We start from the raw sequence: 26159 nt of genomic DNA, 5'->3' as shown, positions 1-26159 counted from the left end.
CTTCCGGGGGCCCTGCCCGGAGCTGCCCCCGCGCATTCGAATCCGCCCATCGGAACGGGTGTGCGCCGGTGGCCGCGGCGGGCCGAGCCTCGTGCCCGCCGCCCGCCCGGCGTGCGGGAGCCGGTGTGGGTCAGGGTTGCCAGGTGACGCGGTGTTCGGCGAGGTGGGCCAGGACCGCGTGGTTGGCCTCCCAGCCGTCGGGGCTGTTTTTGTCGGCCGCCTCTGGCGGCGTGCCGGGCTCCGCCCGGCGAGTGGAGGTGCTCCCGAGGAGGGGGCTCCGGGTCACGGCTGGAGGCTCACGCGGTGCTCGGCGAGGTGGGCCAGGACCGCATGGTTGGCCTCCCAGCCGTCGGGGAACTTCACCGTCACTCCCAGCTGGACCGGTTCCGTCGAGGGGTGGTCGTCCAGGAGGTCGGTCACGCCCGCGCGGGACACCACGATGCAGGCGTGCCGGTGGCGGGAGGCCAGGACGCACAGGCGGCCCGTCTCCAGGTGGAAGGCCGTCGCGTCCGGGCGGCCCGAGAGGGGGTGCAGGACGACCGTGACGTCGAACTCCCTTCCCTGGAGCCGGTTCGCGGTGTCGACCGCCACCCCGCTCACGCCGAGCTCCGCGAGCGCCGCCCGGATCGCGGCGGCCTGGTCGCGGTGCGCGGTGCCGACCGCGATCCGGTCGGCGGTGAGCGGGACCGGGTCGGGGGAGCGCTCGCTGGTCGCGGCGCCGCCCCGGTCCAGGAGGCGGCGTACGACCTGGGCGGCCGCGCGGACCGCCTCCGGGTCGGTGCGCGGGGTGTGCCGGGCCGGGAGTTCGAGCAGGGCCCAGCCCGACTCGGCCGCCTCGTCGAGCGCACGGTCCGGCGCCGAGCCGTCCGAGGCGACGGCGAAGGCGAGGCGCCGGTCGCCGTGACCGGTGCCGCTGCGGAACGGCGTGAACGGGTAGAACGCCTTCGAGACCAGCGGCGCCGCCGACGCCGGGAGCCGCCAGGACACCGGCAGGCGGTGCTGCGGCAGCTCCGGGTTGTGCGCGAGCAGCGTGGAGACCGCGCTCGCCGACGGGTCGTAGGAGAGCCCCGCCCACTGCTCGGCGTCGGCGATCGCGAACGGGTCGAGCTGGCCCGGGTCGCCCACGAACAGCGCCCGCTCGAACAGCCCGGCGACGGCCAGCAGCGCGTCGGAGCGCATCTGGTACGCCTCGTCCACGATCGCGTGCCGCCAGGGCTCGACGTCCTTCACGTGGGCCCACTTCGCGGCCGTCGAGATCACCACGTCGAGCCCCGCGAGATCGCCCGCCTTCGACGACTTGCGTACGTTCACCAGCTCGTCCAGGGCCTTGTCGTACGGGTCGCTGTCGTTGCTGTGCAGCCGGCCGACCGGCAGGTCCGGGGCCTTCTCGGCGAGGCGGGCCACCAGGTCGTCCACCTGTGAGTTGGTCTGTGCCACCACCATCAACGGGCGCCCCGCGGCGGCCAGTTCGAGGGCCGCGCGCACCACGAGCGTGGACTTGCCCGCGCCCGGCGGCGAGTCCACGACGACGCCGCGCGCCGAGCCGTGCAGGGTGTCGGCGAGGATCGCCTCGGTGGCCGCGGTCGCCGCGGCCCCGGGATCGAAGACGGTCACAGGAGGTCCTCGGGGGTCGGTGCGTCGGGCTGTTCCGCGGTGGCGGAGCCGGGCGGCCCGCCGTGCGTCCAGGGGGTGGCCTCGGGGTCGGGCAGCTTGGGGGCGCCGCGCTGCTCGTGCTCGAACAGCGTCCAGCAGAGCCGGTCGCCCTTCTCGGGGACGGAGCCGGGCGCCGGGTCCTTGGCGCGGCCCATCCTGTCCAGGACGCGCAGCACGAGCGCGCCGCCGGGCTCGTACGTCACGAACTCGGCCTTCTGCGGCTTGCCGTCGAGCGAGCGGTAGACCTTCGCGCCCTCGGCGAGGTGCGGGGCGTCGTCGGTGCGCAGGGTGAGCAGCGGGCGGGGGCTGGGGCGCTTGGACTCCGACCAGGCCGGGGTCACCTCGACGACCTCGCCCGCGAACGCCTCGCCCGAGAGCCGGCGGCCCGCCATCACCAGCGGGTCGTCCAGGGCCTCGCCGGCCTCAAGCTCGGCCTGTGCGCGCTCGCGGCGCAGCAGCTTGGTGGCGGCCGTCACCGCGTCGTCGCGGCGGGGCTGGGGCGGCTCGCCCGCGGTGATCCGGTCGCGGTGGCCGGTGAACGACCAGCGGTCGCTGGTCCAGCGCGCGGCGGCCCGCTCGCCCTCGGGAAGCTCGCGCAGCAGGTCGAGGGCGCGCCACACCGCCGACCAGGTCGGCATCAGCTGGGCCGCGAGCAGGCGGCGGATCTCCCGCTCCGCGGTGGTCAGCCGACCGAGGCGGTCGTCCGCGGCCAGGCCGTCCTCGGCCGCCTGCAAGGCCTGGCGGGCCCGGTCGTAGCGCTCCACGGCGGGCGCGAGCAGCCGGTTGTCGAACGCCGGGTCGGTGGCCGGGCCGGCCGGCGGGCACAGGAGCTGGCCGTCCGCGCCCCGGGCCAGCTCGGCCCGCAGCGCCGCCTCGGCACCGGTCGCCCCGGCGGGCGGGTCGATCCAGGCGAGCAGGGCGCCCAGGTGCTGGTCCTCCAGGCTGGACTGGCCGGTCGCCCAGTGCCGGTTCAGGAGGTCGGTGGCGGCGAGCAGCAGCGCGGCGCCGGGAGTGCGGGCCCGCTCGCCGTAGTGCGTGAACCAGCGGCCGAGCAGCGGGACCCGGGGCGGCGCGGGGTACGGCGCGTCCGGGTCCTGCTCGGCGGTGCGGCGAAAGCGCATCGAGCGGCCGAGGAGGCGGACGAAGTCGATGCCCGCACGGCCGGGGACGATCAACTGCGGCGCGTCCGCGCACAGTTCGACCTCGACCTTGGTCTTCTTGCCCGTCTCCGGATCGGTCTCGGAGCGCTCGGTGAGCTCGATGTCGGCGGCGTACGCGTCCAGATGCGGCAGGACGGCCTCGGCGAGGTCGGCCAGGAACGTGAAGCGCAGATCGCGGTCGCGGGGCTGGGGGACCACCAGCAGCGTCGGGGCCTCGCGGTCGGTGCCGACCAGGGCGCCGAGCGGGGCGCCCGCCTCGCCCGCCGTGGTGAGCGGCACGAACACGAGGGGCCGCTCACTCAGATGACGGTGGCGGACGGTGGTCAGCGGCTGGGCGCGGCCGGACTCGACGGCCTCCAGACGGGCGAGCGTGGTGATCAGCGACACGGGGCACCCGCCTCCGCGCGCAGGGCGGCCGCGCGGCGCACCGCCGCCACCGTCGGATCCGCCGGGTCGCCCGACTCGCCGCGCGCGGCCGCGAGGACCTCGTCGACGGTCGTCAGGGAGCCGAGCTCGCCCCGCAGGGAACGGCCGAGCGCGGTCACCGTGCCCTCTTCGCGGGCCCGGCCCCGGCAGTGGAAGGCCAGCTCGCAGGCGGCCAGGCACTCCGGCGCGAACACCGCGGGCACGGCCTCGACCGCCGTGGCGAGGGACGCGCCGGACTGGCCGTCGAGATCGAAGGTGGTGTCCGGCGGCAGCTCGTCCGCGATGTCCTCGATCCGGGCCAGGCGCGTCAACTGCCGCCGGGTAACGGCGAGTTGCTTGCGTACGTCCACGACGGAGGCGGTCGGCAGATTGGAGAAGTCCTTGGGGCAGACGAGGAGGACCGAGTGGTCCACCGAGGCGCCCTCGGTGAGCGCCGCGACCCGCTCAAGGGCCAGCACGTACACCGCGGACTGGCGGGCGGCCGCGCCGACCTTCGACGCGTCGGCCGCCGCGTCGATCATGGGGAAGGACTTGATCTCGACCACCGTCCAGCGGCCGTCGGGGTGGACCACCACCGCGTCCGGCTCCAGGTAGGCGGGGGAGCCCGCGACCTCCAGGGCCAGCATCGGGTGGTCGAGCAGCGCCCAGCCGCCGGAGTCGGTGGCCTCGCGCAGGGCGAGCGCGGTGCGGGCCGCGCGGCCCTCGGGGCCGGCCGCCGCGAGATCGGGTGCCGCGGCCTGTCCCGGCGGCTCGGCTCCGGCGCCCATCCGCTCGTGCAGCAGGCGCAGCAGCTCGGTGCCGCCGTCGCCCTTCACCTTGGCCTCGAAGGCGTTGCCGCGCATGAAGGCGAACTGGGACTGGCCGAAGGCCGCCGACGGCGAGCCGATCGCCTCGGCGAGCGCGCCTTTGTCGACCCCGGCGCCGTCCAGAAGGGCGCGTCTGCGGCAGCCCGGGTTCGCGGCGAGGGCCGCGAGCGCCCGTGCGTCCAGCGGCCGGGCCGGGGTGGCCGGGCCGCGCAGTTCAGCGAGCCGTCGACGGAGCGCCGTCGTCGGCTTCTGCTCGGGTGTCGGAGGACGTCCGCTGCCCAGGGATTCGCTCACCCGCCGAAGTCTCGCATCCGGCACTGACAATCGAGGAGCCAGTGGTGGAAGAGGCGGGTGCGAAGCGGGTCCGTACGCGCTCCGCGAGCCGCAGCAGGGGCCGCGAGAGCAGCAGGCCGAGGCCCATCACGGCGACGCCCGCGACCGCGTCGAGCAGATAGTGGTTGGCCGTGCCCATCACCACGAACGTGATGGTCAGCGGGTAGGCGACGGCGGCGATCCGGGTGATCCGGCTGCCGCCGAACCGCCACAGCATCACCCCGCACCACAGCGCCCACCCCACGTGCAGGCTGGGCATCGCGGCGAACTGGTTCGTCATGCCGCCGAGCCCGCGCGGCGCGCTGGCCTCGCCGCCCCACCAGCCGTGCGAGCTGTACTGGGCCATCGTGTCGGTGAAACCGTGGACCGCCGGGAGCAGCCGGGGCGGGCAGGTCGGCAGGAAGGTGAAGCCGATCAGACCGAGCAGCGTCGAGGTCATCAGCCAGCCGCGGGCCGCCCGGTACTGCGTGGGGCGGCGACGGAACAGCCAGATCAGGACGGCCGGGGTTATGAGGTAGTGCAGCGAGGCGTAGATGAAGTCGGCGGGTATGCCGAGGGCCGGGGTGTGCGTGAACAGCCGGTTCAGCGGGTGCTCGGCGTTGAGGTGGAGGGCCTGCTCCAGGCGCAGGATGGACAGGCCGTGCTCGACGGCCCGCGCCTCGTCACCGCGTACGATCAGCCGACCGAGCGAGTACACCCCGTAGATGAGCGCGATGAGCGGGAGTTCGGTCCACCAGCGCGGTCGCGTGGCGTGCTGCGGCGGCTGCATCCGGCAGGTTCCCCCAACTGGTACTCGGGCTGCCCGCTCGGGGCCTCCGGGTTTTCGACGTGCGTTCAACCGTACGGTGTAAGTGATCGCCTTCACGCAGCACCCCGGCGTTCGGGACAGACGCCCAGGTCCGGCTCCTGGTTGCCTCGGGGTCGCTTCGGGACGTGCGTAATGATGGTTATGGAACATTTCGTACGGATCGGGAGAGAAGACCCATGGCAGCCGCCGCACCGCGCATCCTGCTGGCCCGGCACGGGCAGACCGAGTGGTCGCTCGCGGGCAAGCACACCGGACGGACCGACATCCCCCTCCTTGAGGAGGGCCGGCGTGGCGCGAAGCTGCTCGGGGAGCGGCTGCACCGTGAGCCGTGGGGCGGGCTGCCCGGGGTCGAGGTCCGCACCAGCCCGCTCGTGCGGGCGGCCGAGACGTGCGAGCTCGCGGGGTTCGGGGAGCGGGCCGAGCCGTGGGACGCGCTCATGGAGTTCGACTACGGCGCGTACGAGGGCATGGCGCCGCCCGAGATCCAGGCGGTGCGGCCCGGCTGGTTCATCTGGCGGGACGGGGTGCCGGACGGCGAGACCCTGGCGGAGATCTCGGCGCGGGCGGACGAGGTGGTGGCCTGGGCGCGGTCTGCCGGGCGGGACGTGCTGGTGTTCGCCCACGGGCACATCCTGCGGGTGATCGCGGCGCGCTGGCTGGGCGAGGACGTGTCCTTCGCGGCCCGCGTCCGGCTCGACCCGACGTCGCTGTCGGTGCTCGGGTGGGCGTACGGGGAGCCGGCGGTTGAGCGGTGGAACGACACGGGGCACCTTGAGCGGTGAGCAACTGGGGGGTGCGGGTCCCTCGGTACTGCGGGGGGTTTCTCCCCGGGCCCTGGGGGGTTTGCCCGCCCGCCCGCCCGTTGCTCGGGGTTGGTGGGTTCGGGCCCTGGGGCTTCGCCCCAGACCCCGGGGGTTTGCCCGCCCTCCCGCCCGTGCGGCCGGGTTGACGGGTTTGGGCCCTGGGGCTGTGCCCCAGACCCCCTTTGAGGGGCTGCGCCCCTCGGACCCCGGGCGGGGGCTGCGCCCCCTGCACCCCCGGTTCGGGGCTCCGCCCCGGACCCCGTATCGCGCCTAAAGGGCGCTCGTCCTCAATCGCCGGACGGGCTGAAGATGCCTCCACCGGCCCGCATCGATCAGCCAGCCGGGCTGAAAATGCTCATACGGGCCAGCGCCGAGGCATTTAGGGGCGCGGGGAACTGCGCGACCAGCCACCCACGGTCCGCACCTGACGAACTCCCCCGGAGGGTTGCGGGAAGGGGTGGGGAGGGGCCAAGACCCGGGGCCTGGGGCAGAGCCCCAGCGCACCCGGCCCAGCGCACCCGGCCCAGCGCACCCGGCCCAGCGCACCCGGCCCCGCGCACCCGGCCCAGCCCAACGCCGCCCCCCCCGGGGGGCTACACCGCCACCGCCGCCCGGCGTTCCAGGAAGGCGGCGACCTCCGGGGACGCCCGATGGGGGGCCAGGATGCGGGACGTGTCGGCCAGCATCGACTGGATTCGGGTGGACTGGACCTGGCTGAGGAGGTCCAGGACCGCCTGCCCGGCCGCCGCGGATTCGGCGGGGGCGCCCGCCCGGGCGAGATCGTCCGCCAGCTCGGCCCGGTACAGCGCCAGGTTGCGGGCGAAGTGCGGATCCTGGAGGGCGGCCGCCCGCTGGGCGTGGCGGGCCGCCCGCGGCCAGTCGCCGAGTGCCGACCAGCACTGCGCCTGGAGCATCTCCAGCTCGGCCTCCACGAAGAAGCTCATCCACTCGGGGTCGGCGTCCGTGGCGCCCCGCGCGAACTGGGCGTGGGCCCGTGAGAGCGACTCCTCGCACGCCGAGCGGTCGCCGAGCCCCGCCCACCCGCCGGCCTCGCGCAGCGCGAGCAGCGACAGCAGCCGGGGCGAGCCGAGCGCGCGAGCCGCCCGCTCGCCCGCCTGCGCCGCCCGCATCGCCTCGCGCGGCCGGCCCATGTCCCGGGCCAGGAAAGACATGTTGCAGAAGGCGTGCGCCTCAAGGCCCGGGTCACCGGCGAGCCGGGACGTGGCGAGCGCCTCCGCGTAGTGCGAGCGTGCCTCGCCGAAGCGGCCCGAGTCGTGGGCCAACCAGCCGACGGAGATGGCCAGTTCACCGGCGCCGGTGTGCAGCCGTTCCTGGGTGGCGGCGCGGGCGGCGCTCGCGTCGAGCAGGGCGTAGGCGGTGCGCAGCGGTTGTGCGGCCCGCTGGTAGAGGCCGTCGGCGCCGTGCTGGTCGTCCAGGAGCCTGATCCTGCGGACCGCTTCCTCGACGGCGCTCACCTCGGCCTCGCCGACGCGCTGGACGGCATGGGCGGTTGCCGGGCCGAGGCCCAGCGAGACGGCCGCCACGGTGGCGGTGGAGCCCGTCATGAATGCGCGACGCAGCACGTCGCTCTCCTCGTGGTTCTGGTGGTGGTGGGACGAGTCGTGCGGGGGCGGATCGGCGGGGCGGGGCGTGAGGTGGAGCAGGGGTGCGCCGGAGGTCGGCCGCGCGCCTCGGCCCCGTACCGTCTCCCTCGCCGAGAACCCCAGATCCGTCAGGGTCAAACCCGGGAACATGTACCGGAATACCCGTTCGTAGGCGTAATTGGGACAGCGGATCTCGCCGTTCTCGACGCGCCCGATGTAACGGGCGTCGCAGGCGACCTGTTCGCCGATCTCGCGTGCGGCGCGACGGACCGCGGCCGCGAACTCTCCCGGCGAGCGGGCCCCCCTCAACTGCCGGAAGGTCAGGTTGGGTTCCCGCGTGAGCCGGCCCGGACTCTGCGGGGCCCTCGTGTTCACCCGGGGGTCTGCGCGGGGATCTGGTGACGACGCCATGGCTGGACAGCTCTCTCTGGCGGGGTGATGCGGGCAAGAACGTACCTGCTGTGACGGGTTGTTCACGCAGTGTTTGCCTACAAAACGGATATCTCACCCACGATCCGCCATGAACTGCCATCCTTTGCGGCGGCGTGCCGCCGTTCCCCTTGACGCGCAAGGGCGTTGAACCCTGTGGAGAGCACCAGATACACCGCGCGACGCGGAGGGCTTGCCTTGTTGGAGGACTGCGTGAACACCGATACCGACCTCGACTTCACCGTCTCCGGTACGCAGACGACGACCGTCCGCCATCCGCACTCACCCCAGGCGAGCGCGCCGCCGGCCGCCCCCTGCGGCGCCGCCGAGGAGCCCTGCGACCTGGTGACCGTGCCCGCCCGGCAGGGCTTGGAGGCCGTCGACATCATCCGCCGCGGCGCCGCCCCGACCGCTGTGGGCCCGGTCCTGCACGACGGGGCCTGCGACACCCTCGGCTTCCTGGTGCCCTCCGGCACCGCCGCCGCCTGGGACGTGCCGGGCAGCGCCTGTACGGAGACCAACGGCCGCGGCCTGCGCATCGAGGGCCTGCCCGCCGCGCCCCCCGTCACCGGCTCGGGCTGGCTCCTGCCGCCGAACACCACCGAGGTCACCGACCCGGGTCTGCTGCGCGCGGCCCTGGGCGAGGCGGCCCGGATGATCGAGGCCGCCGACGGGATCCGCGAGGCCGAGGGCCGCTGAGGCGCCCGGGGCCGGGAAGGCGGCACCCGCCGGGGCGGTCGATAATGGCCGGATGGCGAAGAGCAGCAGGCGGCGCGGGCCCGAGCCCGTGGTCGAGACGGTGGACGGCGGCCTCGCCGAACTCATACCCGACCGGGACCGCACCGGCGGGTGGACGCTGCTGCTCGACGGTGCGCCCCAGTCCCACGTGGACCTGGAAGCCCCGGAGCGGCTGGCCTTCGAGTACCAGCGCCGCCTCGGCCACGTCATCGACCTCGCCGCTCCGTCCGGCCAGGCCATGAACGTGCTGCACCTGGGCGGCGGCGCCTTCACCCTGGCCCGCTACATCGCGGCCACCCGCCCCCGCTCCACCCAGCAGGTCGTGGAGCTCGACGCGGCCCTTGTCCAGCTCGTGCGGCGGGAGCTGCCGCTGGACCCCGGTGCCCGGATCCGGGTGCGCGGCGGGGACGCCCGGGCCGGGCTCGCCAAGCTGCCCGACGCCTGGGCCGACCTCGTCATCGCGGACGTGTTCAGCGGGGCCCGCACTCCGGCCCACCTGACCAGCACCGAGTTCCTCACCGACGTACGCCGGGTCCTGAAGCCGTCCGGTACGTACGCCGCGAACCTCGCGGACGGGCCGCCGCTCGCACATCTGCGGGGCCAGATCGCCACCGCCGCCGGGGTGTTCGCCGAGCTGGCCCTCGCCGCCGATCCGACGGTGCTGCGCGGCAAGCGGTTCGGGAACGCGGTGCTCGTCTGCTCGGCCGTACCGCTGCCGGTGGCCGAGCTGACCCGGCGGATCGCGGGTGACCCGCACCCCGGACGCGTCCAGCACGGGCGCGAACTCGCGGACTTCACCGGCGGGGCGGTCGTAGTGCGCGACGCGAGCGCGAAGCCCTCGCCGGCCCCGCCCGCTTCCGCGTTCCGCTGAGCCGTAGCCGTAGCCGTACGCGGGCCGTAGTCGTACCCGGGCCGGCGTCGTACCCGAGGCGTCCGGTCAGGTGTTGTTGATCTCCACCGAGGGCGGATGCCCGTTCCAGGTGCAGAACACCGAGACGGTCTCGCTGCCGCGTGTGAAGGTGACCCGTATCCACTCCGTCTGGATCCAGCGGTCCATGCGCCAGCCGGACGCGGGCGTCGCCGAGACCAGTTGCGCCGAGGTGTCACCGAGGTCGAAGACGACCCGGCCGCCCGCCACGTTGTAGCCCTGCACCGCGCCCGAGTTGGCCGGATTGCCCGAAGTGCCGGACGTGCCGGGCGACTTGCTCCCGGACGGGCCGGGCGACGGGGCACGGCTGCCCGACGGCTTGCTGTCGCCCGCGTCCTTGGACGGCTTCGGGGAGGCGGAAGGGGAGGGCGGGGGAGGGGTCTCCTTGGGGCGGTGGGTCGACGAAGCCTCCGGCGACGAGCTCTGGCCGAGGTGTGCGTCACCACTGACCGGCAGTGCGCGGGGCGGGTCGTACGCCGTGCCGGCCATCACCGTGTGGACGCCCCACCAGGAGAGCGTCACCGCCGCTCCGGTGGCGAGCGACCACGCCAAACCGTGTACGAGTCCTCTGTGCATCCGGGCCATACTGCACCACGAGCCCCACCCGTGTCCCACCAGCGCCGACTCCACTCCCGCGGGGGACTCCCATCCTCCGGATGGCGTACGGTGCGGCCCATGGCAAGTGTGCTCGTGGTCGAGGACGACCAGTTTGTCCGCTCCGCCCTCATCCGCCACCTCACCGAGGCCTCCCACACGGTACGGAGCGTCGGCACGGCACTTGAGGCGCTGCGCGAAGTGGCCCATTTCCGTTTCGACGTGGTCATCCTGGACCTCGGACTCCCCGATCTGGACGGGTCCGAGGCGCTGAAGATGCTGCGCGGCATCACCGACGTACCGGTGATCATCGCGACCGCGCGGGACGACGAGACGGAGATCGTGCGGCTGCTCAACGACGGCGCCGACGACTACCTGACGAAGCCGTTCTCGGTGGAGCACCTCTCGGCGCGAATGGCCGCGGTGCTGCGCCGGGCGCGCGCCACGGCCGGGGCCGAACCGCCCTCGCGGGTGCTCCAGGTGGGCGGGCTCCGGGTCGACCCGCTGCGCCGCCAGGCCGAGCTCGACGGCGCCCAACTGGATCTGACGCGGCGGGAGTTCGACCTGCTCGCCTTCCTCGCCGGACGGCCCGGTGTGGTCGTGCCGCGCAAGGAGCTGCTCGCCGAGGTGTGGCAGCAGTCGTACGGCGACGACCAGACCATTGATGTCCATCTGTCCTGGTTGCGGCGGAAGTTGGGCGAGACGGCCGCCCGGCCCCGTTATCTGCACACCCTGCGGGGCGTCGGCGTGAAGCTGGAGCCGCCGCGATGAGATGGGCGCTGGTCAAGGTCTGCCTCGCGGTCACCGTGATGGTCGTGGTCGCCTTCGCGGTGCCGCTCGGCATGGTCATCAAGGAGATGGCCCGGGACCGGGCGTTCTCCAACGCCGAACGCCAGGCCGCGGCGATCGGCCCGACGCTGTCCATCACCACCGACCGCGACGCCCTGGAGCGGGCGGTCGCCTCCACGCAGTCCGGTGCGGAGAACCGGATGGCGGTGCACGTCCCGGCGGACCCGGCCGTGCCCGGCAGCGCGGCGGTGGACATCGGTACGCAGCGGGCCGCGGACAAGGACCTCGAAGCGACCCGGAAAGTCATCAAGGCCTCGATATCGGATGTCTCGGGCGGCTCGACCCTGCTTCAGCCGACCGCGCTGAGCTCCGGCCAGATCGCGATCGTCGAGGTCTTCGTGCCGGAGGCCGAGGTCACCAACGGTGTGACGACGGCCTGGGTGGTCCTCGCGGGCGTCGGCATCGGCCTGATCATCGGCTCCGTGGCGGTCGCCGACCGGCTCGGCGTACGCATGGTCCGCCCGGCCCAGCGGCTCGCGGGCGCGGCGCAGGACCTCGGGGAGGGCAAGCTGGGGGCGCGGGTGCCCGAGGAGGGGCCCACCGAACTGCGCTCGGCGGCGGTCGCGTTCAACTCGATGGCCGACCAGGTCGTCCAACTGCTGGCCAATGAGCGCGAGTTGGCGGCCGACCTCTCACACCGGCTGCGTACGCCACTCACCGTGCTCCGCCTGAACGCCGCCTCCCTCGGGGAGGGACCCGCGGCCGACCAGACCCGGGCGGCGGTCGAGCAGCTGGAGCGGGAGGTCGACACGATCATCCGCACGGCGCGGGAGGCCAAGCCCAAGACGCAGCCGGCCGGGCCCGGCGCGGGCTGCGACGCCTGCGAAGTGATTCTCGAACGGATGGAGTTCTGGTCCGCGCTCGCCGAGGACGAGGGGCGTGAGGTGCGGCTCGCGGGGGTGGACCGGCCGGTCCGCATTCCGGTGGCCCGGCCCGATCTCGTGGCCGTGCTCGACGCGCTGCTCGGCAATGTGTTCCGGCACACGCCGGAGGGGACGGCGTTCTCGGTGGACGTCCACAACGGGGAGGACGCGGTGATCGTGCTCGTCTCCGACGCGGGGCCGGGGATCTCCGACCCCCGGGCGGCGCTGGCCCGGGGCAACAGCGGTGGCCGTCCCGGCTCGACGGGGCTCGGACTCGACATCGTGCGGCGGGTCGCCGAGTCGACGGGTGGGGATGTCCGGATCGGCCACTCCGTGCTGGGCGGCACGGAGGTCCGCCTCTGGATCGGCCTCGGCCGTCCCGCCCCGGCCCGCCGCAGCCACCGCCTCCGCCGCCGGGGCGCGTCGGCCTAGCCCCGGCCGACCCGGGCGCCGGGCCTCCGCCCCGGCCCGCCCCGGCCCGCCTTGGCGTAGCCAACCCCTTGGGCTCCGCCCCGGACCGGCTCCGCCGCAGCCCCGGCTCTGCCCCGGACTCGGACTCGGCTCCGCCCCGGACCCGGCGCAGTCCGCGGCCCTCGGGGCGGCCAACCCCCTGGGGCTCCGCCCCAGACCCCGGTTGTCCGCCCCGCCCCACCCCTTCCCGCAACCCTCCGGGGGTGGAGCGAGGGTGGCGGGCCTCCGGGGCTTGCGCCCCAGGCCCCCGGTTCGGATGCGGACGGTGCCCCTCGGTTCGGCTGCGCCCCGTGCCCCTCGGTTCGGCTGCGGACCGTGCGGGGCCGTTCGCGCAGTTCCCCGCGCCCCTTGAGACCTGCCTTCGACTGCCCACCGTGCGGGGCTGGTCGCGCAGTTCCCCGCGCCCCTTAGCGGCGTTGGTGCTGGCCCGCATTGGGTACTTCAGCCCGTCGGGCTGATCGATGCAGGCCGGTGGAGGCATTTTCAGCCCGTCATGGGGGTCCCCCCTGGCCCTTAAGGCCTTGGGGGAGTTTGAGGACGAGCGCCGTTCAGGCGCGATACGGGGGTCCGGGGCGGAGCCCCGAACCGGGGGTGCAGGGGGCGCAGCCCCCGCGGGGGTCCGAGGGGCGCAGCCCCTCAAAGGGGGTCTGGGGCGCAGCCCCAGGGCCCGCACCCTTCAACCCCGCCGCACGGGCGGTCGGGTGGGCAGGCCCCCGGGGGTCTGGGGCGCAGCCCCAGGGGCCCGAACTCTTCAGCCCGGCCGCACGGGCGGGAGGGCGGGCAAACCCCCCGGGGTCTGGGGCGCAGCCCCAGGGAGCTGAACCCTTCAGCCCCCGTCACGGGCGAGCGGGTGGGCACATCCCCCCCGGGCCTCTGGGGCGCAGCCCCCAAGACCCCCGGGCTTAACCTCCCCCCATCGGATCCTTAAGGCGAGCCTAAGATCCCCAAGCCCCGCCCGGCACGGGGCATTTGTCCGGATCCACCGGGCTAGCGTGCTGCCCGCACCCCCCAAAGAAACCCCCCGCAACGCAGAGGCAGGAACGGCATGGGCACCAGCACGCACCGGCGCAGGGCGAGCGGCAAGACCAAGGTGATCGGCGGCCTCGTCGCCGCGGCGGTCGTCGGCGGCGCAGCCTTCGCGCTCACCGGCACCGCCCAGGCCGCCTCGGTCGGCGCGGCGTACACCAAGACCAGCAGCTGGACCGGTGGTTACACCGGGCAGTACGTCATCACCAACGACAGCGGCAAGACGCTCTCCGACTGGACCCTGGAGTTCGACCTGCCCGCCGGCACCACCCTCGGCTCCCTCTGGAACGGAGACCAGACGGTGAAGGGGCAGCACGTCACCGTGAAGCCCCCGAGCTGGGACAAGGGCGGCCTCGCCGCGGGCAAGTCCGTGACCGTCGGCTTCGTCACCTCCGCGAGCGGCACCGCGGGCGACCCGACGGGCTGTCTCATCGACCAGGAGAAGTGCTCGGTCGACACCGGCGCCACCCCGCGCCCCAGCGGCCGTCCCACCGGGCAGCCCACCGCCAAGCCCTCCCAGTCGGCGAGCACCGAGCCCACCACCAAGCCGACCGCACAGCCCTCCAAGCCGGCCACCCCCACCGCGATACCCACCCCGAGCAAGACGTCCTCCGGAGGCGGCGGCACCGCGAGCGGCGCGGGCTTCGCCCCGTACGTCGACACCTCGCTCTATCCGACGTACGACCTCGCCGGCACCGCCGACAAGACCGGGGTCAAGCAGTTCAACCTGGCCTTCGTCACCTCCGGGGGCGGTTGTTCCCCGCTGTGGGGCGGCGTCACCGACCTGCCGGGCGACAAGGTCGCCTCGCAGATCGGCGCGCTGCGCGCCAAGGGCGGCGACGTCCGGGTCTCCTTCGGCGGCGCCTCCGGCTCCGAGCTGGGCCTGGTCTGCAAGAGCGCCGACGAGCTGGCCGCCGCGTACGGCAAGGTCATCGACGCGTACAAGCTCACCAAGGTGGACTTCGACATCGAGGGCGCCGCCCTGCCCGACACGGCCGCCAACGCCCGCCGTGCGCAGGCCATCGCCACGCTCCAGAAGTCCCACCCCGGGCTCGACGTCTCGTTCACGCTGCCGGTGATGCCGGAGGGCCTGACCCAGCCCGGTGTCGACCTCGTCGCCGACGCCAAGAAGAACGGCGTCAAGGTCTCGGCCGTCAACATCATGGCGATGGACTACGGGCCCTCCTACAGCGGCGACATGGGCGACTACGCGATCCAGGCCGCCACGGCGACCCAGGCCCAGATCAAGGGAGTTCTGGGCCTGTCCGACGCCGCCGCGTGGAAGGCCGTCGCGGTCACGCCGATGATCGGCGTCAACGACGTCAACGTCGAGAAGTTCACCGTCGCCGACGCCACCAAGCTCGTGGACTTCGCCAAGTCCAAGGGCCTGGCCTGGCTGGCCATGTGGTCCGCCGCCCGCGACCAGCAGTGCCCCGGCGGCGCCAAGAACTCCGCCGACCCCACCTGCTCCTCGATCACCCAGGACCCGCTCGCCTTCACCAAGGCCTTCGCCGCCTACAAGTAGTCACCGCGGAAGGCCTCTTGGGCCTACTGATCCAGCGTCCCGGCCGGTGCGCACCTTCCCCCACGTCGGCCGGGGCGCCTCAGTGTGCCTTCGCCACCAGGGCCAGTACCCCCACCGCTACCACTACCGCGGCCACCACGTCCCACCCGATCACCCCGAACGCCGCGAGCGCGCACACCAGCGGCACGACGACCAGCAGGAACGGCAGGAGCGAGTAACGGTTCATCCGCGTCCCGTTCATCCGCGTCCCGTTCATCCGCGTCCCGTTCATCCACGTCCCGTTCATCCGCGCTCCGTTAAAGCCCGTCCCGTTCGACCCCTTCCCCTTCCCCTTCCCCTTGCTCATCCCCTTCATCGCGCCGCCTCCAGGTAGTCCGTCAGCGCGTCCCACTGACCCGGCCGCGCCGACGTGTCCCCGGACAGCGCCGCCGGGTCCTCGCGCCATGCGGCCCGCACGCCCGCCGAGAGCGTCCGGTCGCCGCCGCTGAACAGGGCGCTCAGCTCGTCCATCCGGGCCACGATCCGGCGTACCCGGGGGTCCGTCGGCTCGGTTCCCGCCAGCCTCAACTCCTCCGCGCGCCGGTACAGTTCGGGCCACTCGACCTCAAGGAGGTAGTGCGCGGCCGGTCCGGCCCCCGCGCCGTGCCGGGCGAGGGCCCGCAGCTGGTCGTCGTCGAGATGGCGGCGCACCGCGCCTTCCGCGGCGCCGGTGGCGCGCAGTGCGCCGAGGACCGCGGCGGTCGTCGGGGGCCGGCCGTCCGTCAGCGCCTCCTCGATGCCCGCGAGCCGGTCCCGAAGGGTGGTGAGCGCCGCGAGCTGGGCCTCGACGCTCTCGCGGTGGTCGCGCAGGACCCGCGCCGGATCGAGGCCCGCGTCCAGGCAGCGGGCGATGGTGTCGAGTTCGAGGCCCAGGCCGCGCAGGGCGAGCACCTGGTAGAGGCGCTCGACGTCGTCCTCGGTGTACTCCCGGTGCCCCGCCGGTGTACGCCGGGACGGGGACAGCAGCCCGATGGCGTCCCAGTGGTGCAGCGTGCGGACGGTGAGCCCCGCGGCCTCGGCCAGGGGGCCCACCTTCCAGGTGGAGGTGCTCATGCCGTCACTGTGCATCCTCACGCCGCGTGAGGTGCAAGCCCCGCGCCCCCACCCCGGCAGCCGTCACACCCGCGACGTCCGCCACTCCTCCGCGTAGTCGTTGAAGATCGCCCGCAGATGGTGGCCGATCTTCAGGTAGTCCAGGTCGTCGAGGTTGGCGAGCGAGACGCGCACCGACCACTCGGGCCCTTCGAAGCCACCGCCGTTCAGCAGCACCACACTGGTCTGCTCGGCGAGCCGGAACAGTGGGTCCACGGGCTCGTAGTTCTTCTCAAGGAAGGCCGCGAAGTCCTTGCCGTGGACGCGTTCGGCCTCGGCGAGCAGGTCGAGTTCGATGTAGTACCCGGCCCGCTTGGGATCGTCCGCGATCTTCATCTGGGCGCCCTCCAGGAGGAGTTCGAGCCGCTGGTTGACGATCGCGCGGATGCGGTGCTTGTACGCCTGGCCCTCCTCCAGGAGGTCGAAGAGCGAGAACAGGCTCATCATCACCTGCTGCGGCAGCGAGAGGCCCGCGGTGTGGTTGAGGGCGACCTGCCGTGAGTCGGCGACGAGCCGGTCGATGAACCGGATCGTGGACGGCTCCAGGCTGAGCGTCCCGTACCGCTTGTCCAGGCGCTCCTTCTCGGACCGCGGCAGCGCGGCGATCAGCTCGTCGATCACGTTGTCGTCGTGCAGCGCGATCACCCCGAGCCGGTGACCGGTGCAGCCGTAGTGCTTGGAGTACGAGTAGACGAGCAGGGTGTTGCGCGGCACCTCGGCGGCGATCGAGCGGAAGCCCTCGACGAACGTGCCATACACGTCGTCGGTGACGATCAGCAGGTTCGGGTTCGGGCCGGCCACGATGTCCTTGATCTGCTGGGTGACCCGGTCGCTCAGCGCCAGCGAGGGCGGGTTGGACGGGTTGACCAGGCACACCAGCTTCACGCTGGGGTCGGCGAGCTTGGCGACCTCCTCGGCGGGATAGCGCCACTCGCGCACCCCGGTCTCGGTGAACAGGCTCGCCTCGACCCGCACCACGTCGAACTCGTAGGTGTCGAGTTCGGGGATCTCGATGTACGGCGTGAACACCGGCACCATCAGGGCGATCCGGTCGCCCTTCTTGAGGACCCCGTTCTTCATCAGGGAGTCGAAGATGTAGCACATGGCGGCCGTGCCGCCCTCGGTCGCGAACAGCGACAGGTTGTCCTGCGGCGGGCGCTTGTCGAACATCTCGTCGGCGAGGTAGCCGCGCACGATCTTCTCGGCGTGCACCAGCATCCGGTCCGGGACCGGGTAGTTGTCGCCGATCGAGCTGTCGGTGAGCTCGTGCACGAACTCGTCGCGGTCGAAGCCGAACCGCTCGACGGCGTACGCGATGCACCGCTCCAGGAGCTCGATGCCGGGCAGGTCCGGGTGCTGGCGCACATACGCGTCGAAGCGGGCGGCCGCGCCCTGCTTCTCGGGCATGCCGCCGAGGTTGTCGGCGGTCCACACCCGGCGGGACTCCGACAGGGCGAAGTAGCCGAGCGCGTAGAAGGCCTCACGCGGTCCGGTGGCCACCCAGTTCGGGTTGCCGCGGCCCGCGTTCAGCATCTGCCGTGCCGACTTCTCCTTCTGGCCGGGCTCGTCCTCCTGTACCGCCTGGGCGATCTGGATGAACTTGTCCTTCAGCTCGAACGGTGAAAGCTGGGCGAAGGACTGGATTTCCTCACGGGTGAAGGTGGTCTTCGGCACGGAACTTCCTTACGTACGCGAGCGGTTGACGGTTTTCAGTCGGCGATCTCAGTCGGCGATCTCAGTGGTTGATCTCAGTGGTCGGTCTAGTGGTTGAGGAGGATGATCACGGCTCCCCAGATGGTGAGCAGGACGTTGCTCATCGCGTAGGGGATGGTGTAGCCGAGCGTGGGAATCTGGGATCTGGACGCCTCGTTGACCGCGCCGAACGCGGCCGTCGTGGTCTCGCCGCCCGCCAGGACGCCCATCAGGATCGGGAAGCGGATCTTCTGGATGTAGTGGCCCACCAGGAAGCCGACGAGCAGCGGCACGACGGTGACCACCACGCCCCAGAGCAGCAGGGACCAGCCCGCCGTCGACAGGCCGCTGGTGAAGCCGGGACCGGCGTTCAGGCCGACCACCGCGATGAACAGGCAGAGTCCGAGGGTGTCCATGAACCACTGGGCGCCGGGCGGGACGTTGCCGTACGTCGGGTACTTGGAGCGGATCCAGCCGAAGACCAGGCCCATGATCAGCGCGCCCCCGGAGGTGGAGAGGGAGATCGGCACGCCGCCCGCCTTCAGGGCCGGGATGCCGATCAGGGCGCCGAGGAAGATGCCGAGGCAGACCCACACCATGTCGGTGGCGAAGCTCGTCGGGACCGGCTTGCCGATCGCCTTGCCGGCCGGGCCCACCAGCCGCTTGGGCCCGGTCAGAATGAGGGTGTCGCCGCGCTCGACCGGGGTGGAGAGCCGGTAGGGGAACTCGGTGCCCGAGCGGTACAGCTTGTCCACGTACACCCCGACCATGAACGGCTCCTGCCGCAACTCGCCGATGGTCCTGCCCAGTTGGGCCTTCTCGGAGGCCACCACGTGCAGGGTCTCGGTCTGGTAGCCGAGCAGCTCCACGTCGTCGCTCTCGCCGCCGATGTGGGTGCGGGCGTCGTAGGTGACGAGGTCGCCGCGGATCGCGCTGACGGCGACGGTGTCGCCCAAGTGCAGGACCGTCTGCTGGTCGTGCTGGAGGACCGTGCCGTCGCGCCGCACCGCGGTGATGTAGACGCGCCGCCCGAGCTGCTTCTGCTGCTGCTCGAAGTCGTCGATGGTGCGGCCCACGATGTCGGGGCGCTCCACCTTGTAGGCGCGCAGCACCACCTCGTAGTAGCCCGCGCCGAGGTCGGGATCGTCGCCGGGCGCGTCCAGCTCCTGGGCGAGCCTGGCGCTCTCCTCGGCGAGGTTCTTGCGGTAGAGCCGGGGCAGCACCGAGGCCAGGAGCAGCGCCGCGCAGACGGTGCCGAGCGGGTAGCAGACCGCGTACCCGATGGCGACGAGGTTCTCCTCGCTCTTGACCTGGGCGGGGCTGAGGCCCGGCAGGTTGCCGATGGCGTCCTGGGCGACGCCGATCACGGCGGACTGGGTGAGCCCGCCGCCGAGCAGCCCGGCCGAGAGCCCGGGCCCGTACCCGAGCATCGAGGCGAGGCCCCAGGACACCAGCAGGCCGGTGACGCAGACGACCAGCGCGTTGGCGACCTGGGGCAGGCCGTCCTTCTTCAGGCCGCGGAAGAACTGCGGGCCGACCCGGTAGCCGAGCGCGAACAGGAACATCGTGAAGAAGAGGTTCTTCACGGTCGCGTCGATCGGCACCTTGAACTGGGCGCCGAGGAACAGGCCCACGATCAGACAGCCGGTGACCGCGCCGAGACCGATCGCCTTGTAGCGGACCTTCCCGAGCAGGAAGCCGAGCGCGATGGTGACGAACACCAGGAGCTCGGGGTGCGGCTGGAAGATGTTCCGGTTGATGAAATCGATCATGTTCAGGCTCCGAGGACGCCGACGAGGACCGGTCCGGTCAGGGGCAGCAGGAAGTTCGAGAGCGTGTACGTGATGGTGTAGCCGAGCATCGGTACGGAGCTCTGGGCGACCTGGGTGATGGAGGTGATGGCGGGCGTCGAGCACTGCTGGCCCGCGATCGCGCCGATCAGGAGCGGCTTCTCGATCTTCAGCAGCGAGCGTCCGACCAGCAGCGACAGGGTGGCGGGGATCAGCACCATCGCGATCCCGGCGAACGGGAGCAGCGCCCCGTACTGCTTGAGCAGCGGCCAGGCCTGCGGCCCCGACACCAGGCCGGTGCAGGCGATGAAGACCGCCAGGCCCATGTCCTTGAGGGTGGTCGCGGCCTGCGGCGGGAACGCGCCGAAGGTCTGCTTGCGGGAGCGGAACCAGCCGAAGACGAGCCCGGAGATCAGACAGCCGCCGCCGGTGCCGAGCGAGAGCGGGATGTCTCCGGCCCGGACCACCACCTGGCCGAGCAGCGAGCCGCAGACGATGCCGAGGCCCAGGTAGATGAAGTCGGTGGCGTCGTTCTTGACCACCGCGCCGATCTTCGCGACCAGCTTGTTGAGCCCGGAGCGGGCGCCGACGAGGGTGAGGACGTCACCGCGCCGCAGCACGGTGTCCGGGTTGGCCGGCAGATGCTGGTCGTTGCGGATCACATCGGTGACGTACACGCCCTGCTTGATGAACTCCGGGTGGGTGTGCTGGAGTTGGTCGAGGCTCTTGCCGTCGGCGGACTTCTCGGTCATGGCGACCTGGGCGGTGGCCAGCGGCGAGTCCAGGCCCGGGATGCCGGGCGTCTCGGGGCCGATCTCGCGGCCCGCCTCGATGGCGTTGGCCCGCCGGCCGACCACGAGCACCAGGTCGGACAGGGTCAGCTCGACCCCGGGTTCGGGGGTGATGGCGCGGCTGCCGCGGCGCAGCGCCTCGATGGTGATCCGGCCGCCGAGCGAGGACTCCAGGTCGCCGATGGTGCGCCCGTCGGCCGTCGTCACCAGATAGGTGCGGCCCACCAGGCCGGGCAGCGCCTCGCGCTCGTCGGCCTCCAGGCCGTGCTCACCCCCGCCGCCGCGCATCTTCTCCCACAGCTGCCGCGATGCGTCCCGCAGGTTGATGCGCAGCATCATCGGCATGATCTGGCTGGTGTAGATGACGATGGTGATGAGGCCGAAGAGGTAGCAGACCGTGTACGCGGTCGCCACATGGCCCTGGTAGTCGGTGACCTGGGTGGGGGTGAGGCCGCCGAGCTTGCCGATGGCCTCGGTGGCGGTACCGACGACCGCGGACTCGGTGGCGGCGCCGGCCAGGATGCCGGACGCGGTGCCGACGTCGAGCCCGAACGCCTTCGCCAGGCCGTACGCGATGCCGAGCACACAGACCAGCTCGATCAGGCACAGCGTGAAGAAGCGCAGGCTGCCGCGGTTGAGGTTGGCGAAGAACTGCGGTCCCGCGAGATAGCCGAGCGAGAAGATGAACAGGGCGAAGAAGACCGTCTTGACGTCACCGGAGACCTGCACCTTGGCCCAGGCGCCCATCAGGAGCGACACGATCAGGGTGCCGCAGATGCCGCCCAGCGTGATGGGTCCCGCCCGCAGCTTGCCGACGAGGTAGCCGAGCGCGAGGCAGAGGAAGAGGGCGAGCTCCGGGTGGTCCTTGAGGATGCCCATCGCGGCTCAGCCGAGCCGGGGGGCACACGAGGCACACGGACTGACTCGGTCATATATGGACATAAAGTGCATAAACGCGAAATTAGCAGCGGACGGGGGCGGCGGCACCCCGGTCCACCGCCCCGCCCCCGCTTCCGTCGGCGGCCCCGCCGTCGCCGCCGTGCCGCGCCTGCCGTGGTGTCAGGCCCCGGGCCTCCGCGGCAGTTCACCCGTTCGGGCCAGCTCCGCGTACCAGCGGGCGCTCGACTTCGGGGTGCGCTCCAGGGTCGCGTAGTCCACGTACACCGCGCCGAACCGCTTGCCGTACCCGAACGACCACTCGAAGTTGTCCATCAGGGACCACAGGTAGTAGCCCCGTACGTCCGCGCCCGCCTCCATCGCCCGGCGGACCGTCGCGAGGTGGTCGTGCAGATAGCCGATGCGGTCCGGGTCGTGCACCGAGCCGTCGGGGGCCGGCCCGTCCTCGCAGGCGGCGCCGTTCTCGGTGATCAGGAGCGGCAGTCCCGGCGCCTCCTTGGTGTAACGCAGGAGCAGGTCGTACAGGCCCGACGGGTCGATGGTCCAGCCCATCGCCGTGCGCTCGCCCGGCGGCTGGTGGAAGGCGACCGAGGTGGCCCCCGGCCACGGCGAGTGCGCGCTCGCCCCGTGCCCGTCGGCGCGGGCGTCCGCCGTGTCCGGGTCGGCCGCCGACACCAGCGAGGTCGTGTAGTAGTTCAGGCCGAGCGCGTCGAGCGGCTGCTGGATCGCGCGCAGATCGCCGTCCTGCACGAAGGACCAGTCGGTGACCGAGGCCGTGTCCGCGAACAGGTTCGCCGGATACGCGCCGTGCAGCATCGGCCCGTGGAAGATCCCGTTGGCCAGGTCGTCGATCCTGCGCACCGCGGCCAGGTCCGCCGGATCCGGTGAAAGCGGCCTGACGACGGCCGAGTTGAGGCTCACCGCGATCTGGTCGCGCGCGGGCAGCGCCGCCCGCAGCGCCGAAGTCGCCTCGCCGTGCGCCAGGTTGAGGTGGTGGGCCGCGCGCAGCGAGGCCGCCGGATCGGTCCGGCCGGGCGCGTGCACCCCCGAGGCGTACCCCAAGAACGCGCTGCACCAGGGCTCGTTGAGGGTGATCCAATGCTCGACCCGGTCGCCGAGCGCGGACCCGACGAGCGCCGCGTACTCGGCGAACCGGTGGGCGGTGTCCCGGGCCGGCCAGCCGCCCGCATCCTCCAGCTCCTGGGGCAGGTCCCAGTGGTAGAGGGTGAGCGCGGGCTGGATGCCGTGGTCGAGCAGCTCGTCGACCAGGCGCCGGTAGAAGTCGAGGCCGAGCTGGACGGCGGGCCCGCGCCCGGTGGGCTGCACCCGCGACCAGGACACCGAGAACCGGTACGCGGTGAGCCCCATGTCCGCCATCAGGGCGACGTCCTCGCGCATCCGGTGGTAGTGGTCCACGGCCACGTCCCCGGTGTCCCCGCCGTCGGTCCGGCCCGGGGTGTGGCTGAAGGTGTCCCAGATCGACGGGGTGCGGCCGCCCTCGGCCACCGCCCCCTCGATCTGGTAGGCGGAGGTGGCGGCGCCCCAGAGGAACCCGGGCGGAAAGCGGTCGGACATACGGCACTCCCAACGAGCTGATGGGTAGGGGGACTTGAGGCCGCCGGGGCTTCCCGGGGCCGAAGGGGGCTAGCCCTTGACCGCGCCCTGCATGATCCCGCCCACGATCTGCCGCCCGAACAGGACGAACGCGAGCAGCAGCGGCAGCGTGCCGAGCAGGGCGCCGGCCATGATGACCGACTGGTCGGGGATGTAGCCGCGGCCGAGCCCGGTGAGGGCCACCTGGACGGTGGGGCTGCCGTTCTGGGTCAGCGCGATGATCGGCCAGAAGAAGTCGTTCCACGCCATCACGAAGGTCAGCATCCCGAGCACCGCCATCGCGGGCCTGGCCACCGGGAACACGATGTGCCACACCACCCGCCAGCTGCTCGCCCCGTCCACCCGGGCGGCCTCGACCAGCTCGGTCGGCAGCGCCTCCACCAGGTACTGCCGCATGAAGAACACCCCGAACGCGCTGACCAGGGTGGGCAGGATGACGGCCTGGAGCTGGTCGGTCCAGGACAGCTTGGCGACCAGCATGTACAGGGGGACGACGCTGAGCTGCGGCGGCACCATCATCGTGCCGATCACCAGGATCAGCAGGAGGTTCTTGAACCGGAAGCGCAGCTTGGCGAAGGCGAAGCCGGCCAGGGTGGAGAAGAAGACCGTGCCGGCCGCGATGCAGCCCGCCACGATCGTCGTGTTGAGCAGCGCCGTGCCCATGTTGGCGTCGGTCCAGGCGATCCGGAGGTTCCTGAACAGGTGGGAGCCGAACCAGAACGGCGGCGGCGTCTGCGCGAGCCGGGTGTTGGTGCGGGACGCGGCCACCGCCGTCCAGATCAGCGGGAAGAGCGATCCGGCGGTGAACACGGTCAGTACGGCGTAGGTGAGCCGGCCGCCGTGCAGCTGGCGTCCGGCGCGCTGGGCCCTCAACTCATCATCCCCTTGCGCAAGGTGCGGGAGACGAGCCAGTTCACCGCGCCGATGAGGAGCAGGATCAGGAACATCGCCCAGGCGATCGCCGAGGCCCGGCCCAGGTGCAGGTTCACCCAGCCCTGCTCGTACAGGTACAGGCCGAGCGTCTGGAACTGGTGGTCCGAGCCGCCGGTGGCGCCCGCGGAGCCGTTGAACAGGAGCGGCTCACCGAACAGCTGGGTCGCGCCGATCGTCGAGACGACCGTCGTGAACAGGATGGTCGGGCGCAGCGCGGGGATCGTCACATGCCGGAACTGCTGCCACCGCGAGGCCCCGTCGAGCGCGGCCGACTCGTACAGATCGGCGGGCACCGCCTGCATCGCGGCCAGATAGATCAGCGCGTTGTAGCCGGTCCAGCGCCACACGACGATGGTGGAGACGGCGAACTGGGGTGCCCAGCCGCCGTTCTGCCAGTCGATGTGGTCGAACCCGACAAGGCCCAGGGCCCAGTTGATCATTCCGTAGTCGCGTCCGAAGAGCAGCACGAACACCAGCGTCGCGGCCGCCACGCTGGTGGCGTACGGGGTGAGGACGGCGACCCGGAAGAACATCGAGCCGCGCAGCTTGTAGTTGAGCAGATGCGCGATGCCGAGCGCGATGAGCAGCTGTGGCACGGTGGAGAGGATGCCGATGGTGACGGTGTTGCGCAGCGCGTTCCAGAAGAAGTCGTCCGAGAGCAGCCGCGAGAAGTTCCGCAGGCCCACCCACGTCATGTCGTTCGGCGAAGTCAGCTCGACCTGGTGCAGCGAGGCCCAGCCGGTGTAGAGCAGCGGGAAGAGGCCGAAGGCCGCGAAGAACACGAAGAAGGGCGCGATCAGCGCGTACGGGCTCCAGCGCATGTCCCGCCGGTAGCGGCGGCTGCGCCGCTCGTCGGCGCGGGCCCGGGCGGGGGCCGTGCCCTCCTGCCCGCCGGGGGCGGGGGAGGGCACGGCGGCGGTGGTGTCGCTCGCCATCGTCACTGGTCCAGCGCGTTGTCGATCGCCTTCACCGCGGCGTCCCAGCCCTGCTGCGGCGACTTGCCCTTCTGCTCGACCTGGAGCATGCCGATGTCGGAGAGGTTCTGCTGGATGATCTGGTCCTTCGGGCCGAGGAACTGCACCGGGGTGCCCTCGGCGGCCTTGGCGAAGATCTGGCCGATCGGCGCGTTGCCGAAGTAGGCGTGCTTGGCGTTGCCGACCGCGGGCAGGGCGTACGCCGCCTTGGCGCTCGGGAAGCTGCCGCGCTTCTCGAACAGGACGGCCTGCTGGGCGGGCGCGGTCAGCCAGGCGGCGAGCTGGGCGGCCTCGGCCTTGTGCTTGCCGGCCGACGGCACGGTGAGGAAGGAGCCGCCCCAGTTGGAGGGCTTGGGGGCGGCGGCCACGTCCCACTGGTCCTTGCCCGCGGCGCCCGCCTTGTCCTGGATGTAGCCGAGCATCCAGGCCGGGCAGGAGACGGTGGCGAAGGAGGCGTTGGCGAAGCCCTGGTCCCAGGTCGGCTGGAACTGCTGGAGCTTGGCGGTCAGACCGTCGGTCGCGAACGCGGCCGCGGTGTCCCACGCCTGCTTGACGGCCGGGTTGGTCTTGTAGACGACCTTGCCGTCGGCGTCGTAGTAGCGGGTGGCGCTGGACCCGGTGATCGAGTTCAGCACGCCGGAGGCGGCGTCCACGAAGGCGGTGCCCGAGGGGGCCTTCGCCTGGTACTGCCGCCCCACCTCCAGGTACTTGTTCCAGTCGCCCGCCCACAGCTTGCCCACCGCGTCCCGGTCGGTCGGCAGACCGGCCTTGGCGAACAGGTCCTTGCGGTAGCAGATGCCGGTCGGGCCGATGTCGGTGCCGAGGCCCACCGTCCTGCTGTCCTTGGTGGTGGCCTCCGCCCACTTCCACGGCAGGAAGTCGTCCTTGTTCACACCGGACGCCTTGGACAGGTCCTCCAGCTTGCCGCTCTGCGTGGCGGTGACCTCCGCGATGTTGCTGACCTCGACGGCCTGGATGTCGGCGAGCCCGCTGCCCGAACCGAGATGGGTCAGGAGCTGCGGATAGTAGTTCTCGTTCCGCTCGATCGAGGTCTGCTTGATCTCGATGTCGGGGTGGAGCTTCATGTACGCGTCGTAGAGCCCGGCCTCCTTCAGGCCGAAGGCGCCGAAGACGCCGACGGTCAGGACGGTCTTGCCACCGCCCCCACCGCCGCCCGCCGACGAGCCCTCGGCCGCCGGGGACTTCCCGTCGTCGGCGCAGCCGGCGAGCAGCCCGGTACCGAGCGCGGCCACGGCCGCGAGGGCCGCCAGCCGCCTGGACATACGTGTACGCGTGCGCATTGCTTCCTCCAACTGTCGTC

General features: G+C 72.4%; 22 protein-coding genes. 6 read left to right on the top strand and 16 right to left on the bottom strand.

Going from position 1 to position 26159, the window contains the following annotated elements:
- Positions 1–130 precede the first annotated feature (130 nt).
- From ACFYNP_RS09985 to ACFYNP_RS09965, 5 genes are read right to left on the bottom strand one after another with little or no spacing between them, the layout of a single operon-like run.
- The gene (locus ACFYNP_RS09985; RefSeq protein ID WP_388417269.1) at positions 131–286 is read right to left on the bottom strand and encodes a hypothetical protein; all 156 of its coding nucleotides are present in this window, start codon (positions 284–286) and stop codon (positions 131–133) included.
- Positions 283–1614 carry an AAA domain-containing protein gene (locus ACFYNP_RS09980; protein WP_388784236.1) on the bottom strand — a complete coding sequence of 444 codons (1332 nt, stop codon included), beginning with the start codon at positions 1612–1614 and terminating at the stop codon, positions 283–285. The genes ACFYNP_RS09985 and ACFYNP_RS09980 overlap by 4 nt, the downstream gene beginning before the upstream one ends.
- Positions 1611–3200 (bottom strand): hypothetical protein, encoded by a 1590-nt coding sequence (locus ACFYNP_RS09975; protein ID WP_388784234.1) that lies wholly within the window; start codon positions 3198–3200, stop codon positions 1611–1613. Before ACFYNP_RS09975 ends, ACFYNP_RS09980 begins: the two co-directional genes overlap by 4 nt.
- Positions 3191–4339, bottom strand: a complete 1149-nt coding sequence (locus tag ACFYNP_RS09970) for a hypothetical protein (RefSeq protein ID WP_388784231.1) — start codon at positions 4337–4339, stop codon at positions 3191–3193. Before ACFYNP_RS09970 ends, ACFYNP_RS09975 begins: the two co-directional genes overlap by 10 nt.
- Complete coding sequence (locus ACFYNP_RS09965) at positions 4260–5147, bottom strand: phosphatase PAP2 family protein (protein WP_388784228.1); 888 nt, start codon at positions 5145–5147, stop codon at positions 4260–4262. The genes ACFYNP_RS09970 and ACFYNP_RS09965 overlap by 80 nt, the downstream gene beginning before the upstream one ends.
- A 215-nt stretch (positions 5148–5362) precedes the next feature.
- Here ACFYNP_RS09965 and ACFYNP_RS09960 point away from each other — a divergent pair, with 215 nt between their 5' ends.
- Positions 5363–5968: a histidine phosphatase family protein gene (locus ACFYNP_RS09960; protein ID WP_388417283.1), complete on the top strand. Its 606-nt coding sequence runs from the start codon at positions 5363–5365 to the stop codon at positions 5966–5968.
- Between the two features lie 614 nt (positions 5969–6582).
- Here ACFYNP_RS09960 and ACFYNP_RS09955 read toward each other — a convergent pair.
- Positions 6583–8004, bottom strand: coding sequence for a hypothetical protein (locus ACFYNP_RS09955; RefSeq protein WP_388784226.1), 1422 nt, complete (start codon positions 8002–8004; stop codon positions 6583–6585).
- A 231-nt stretch (positions 8005–8235) separates the two neighbouring features.
- Here ACFYNP_RS09955 and ACFYNP_RS09950 point away from each other — a divergent pair, with 231 nt between their 5' ends.
- On the top strand, positions 8236–8721 hold the full coding sequence (locus ACFYNP_RS09950) for a hypothetical protein (RefSeq protein WP_388417289.1): 486 nt from the start codon (positions 8236–8238) through the stop codon (positions 8719–8721).
- 52 nt (positions 8722–8773) lie between these two features.
- Positions 8774–9631 (top strand): spermidine synthase, encoded by an 858-nt coding sequence (locus tag ACFYNP_RS09945; protein WP_388784224.1) that lies wholly within the window; start codon positions 8774–8776, stop codon positions 9629–9631.
- Between the two features lie 66 nt (positions 9632–9697).
- Here the strand turns inward: ACFYNP_RS09945 and ACFYNP_RS09940 are convergent, their stop codons facing one another.
- A complete protein-coding gene (locus ACFYNP_RS09940; RefSeq protein WP_388417295.1) occupies positions 9698–10264 on the bottom strand; it encodes a hypothetical protein in 567 nt (188 codons plus the stop codon).
- A gap of 99 nt (positions 10265–10363) precedes the next feature.
- On the opposite strand from ACFYNP_RS09940, the gene ACFYNP_RS09935 reads away from it, so the two are divergent.
- The 3 genes from ACFYNP_RS09935 to ACFYNP_RS09925 all read left to right on the top strand — a co-directional run bounded on the left by ACFYNP_RS09935 (position 10364) and on the right by ACFYNP_RS09925 (position 15016).
- The gene (locus ACFYNP_RS09935) at positions 10364–11053 is read left to right on the top strand and encodes a response regulator transcription factor (protein WP_100578405.1); all 690 of its coding nucleotides are present in this window, start codon (positions 10364–10366) and stop codon (positions 11051–11053) included.
- Positions 11050–12426, top strand: coding sequence for a sensor histidine kinase (locus tag ACFYNP_RS09930; RefSeq protein WP_388784222.1), 1377 nt, complete (start codon positions 11050–11052; stop codon positions 12424–12426). Before ACFYNP_RS09935 ends, ACFYNP_RS09930 begins: the two co-directional genes overlap by 4 nt.
- 1084 nt (positions 12427–13510) lie before the next feature.
- On the top strand, positions 13511–15016 hold the full coding sequence (locus ACFYNP_RS09925; protein WP_388784218.1) for a cellulose binding domain-containing protein: 1506 nt from the start codon (positions 13511–13513) through the stop codon (positions 15014–15016).
- Positions 15017–15095: 79 nt separating this feature from the next.
- Here ACFYNP_RS09925 and ACFYNP_RS09920 read toward each other — a convergent pair whose 3' ends face one another.
- The 9 genes from ACFYNP_RS09920 to ACFYNP_RS09880 all read right to left on the bottom strand — a co-directional run bounded on the left by ACFYNP_RS09920 (position 15096) and on the right by ACFYNP_RS09880 (position 26121).
- Positions 15096–15302 carry a hypothetical protein gene (locus ACFYNP_RS09920; protein WP_388784216.1) on the bottom strand — a complete coding sequence of 69 codons (207 nt, stop codon included), beginning with the start codon at positions 15300–15302 and terminating at the stop codon, positions 15096–15098.
- 65 nt (positions 15303–15367) lie between these two features.
- Positions 15368–16108: a MerR family transcriptional regulator gene (locus tag ACFYNP_RS09915; RefSeq protein ID WP_388784213.1), complete on the bottom strand. Its 741-nt coding sequence runs from the start codon at positions 16106–16108 to the stop codon at positions 15368–15370.
- A 63-nt stretch (positions 16109–16171) separates the two neighbouring features.
- Entirely contained in the window at positions 16172–17821 is a 1650-nt protein-coding gene (locus ACFYNP_RS09910; RefSeq protein WP_388784211.1) for a bifunctional aspartate transaminase/aspartate 4-decarboxylase, read from the bottom strand.
- 86 nt (positions 17822–17907) lie between these two features.
- Positions 17908–19611, bottom strand: coding sequence for an aspartate-alanine antiporter (gene aspT, locus ACFYNP_RS09905; protein ID WP_388420389.1), 1704 nt, complete (start codon positions 19609–19611; stop codon positions 17908–17910).
- A 2-nt stretch (positions 19612–19613) separates the two neighbouring features.
- On the bottom strand, positions 19614–21299 hold the full coding sequence (gene aspT, locus ACFYNP_RS09900; protein ID WP_388420388.1) for an aspartate-alanine antiporter: 1686 nt from the start codon (positions 21297–21299) through the stop codon (positions 19614–19616).
- 180 nt (positions 21300–21479) lie between these two features.
- Positions 21480–22892 carry a GH1 family beta-glucosidase gene (locus tag ACFYNP_RS09895; protein ID WP_388784208.1) on the bottom strand — a complete coding sequence of 471 codons (1413 nt, stop codon included), beginning with the start codon at positions 22890–22892 and terminating at the stop codon, positions 21480–21482.
- Positions 22893–22961: 69 nt separating this feature from the next.
- Positions 22962–23843 carry a carbohydrate ABC transporter permease gene (locus ACFYNP_RS09890; RefSeq protein WP_388784322.1) on the bottom strand — a complete coding sequence of 294 codons (882 nt, stop codon included), beginning with the start codon at positions 23841–23843 and terminating at the stop codon, positions 22962–22964.
- The gene (locus ACFYNP_RS09885) at positions 23801–24799 is read right to left on the bottom strand and encodes a carbohydrate ABC transporter permease (RefSeq protein WP_388420386.1); all 999 of its coding nucleotides are present in this window, start codon (positions 24797–24799) and stop codon (positions 23801–23803) included. Before ACFYNP_RS09885 ends, ACFYNP_RS09890 begins: the two co-directional genes overlap by 43 nt.
- Before the next feature lie 2 nt (positions 24800–24801).
- Complete coding sequence (locus ACFYNP_RS09880) at positions 24802–26121, bottom strand: extracellular solute-binding protein (RefSeq protein ID WP_388784205.1); 1320 nt, start codon at positions 26119–26121, stop codon at positions 24802–24804.
- Positions 26122–26159: the final 38 nt, after the last annotated feature.

It is taken from the genome of Streptomyces sp. NPDC006691 (assembly GCF_042869955.1).
Taxonomy (GTDB): Bacteria; Actinomycetota; Actinomycetes; order Streptomycetales; family Streptomycetaceae; genus Streptomyces.
This window is presented reverse-complemented; position numbering and strand designations above follow the sequence as displayed.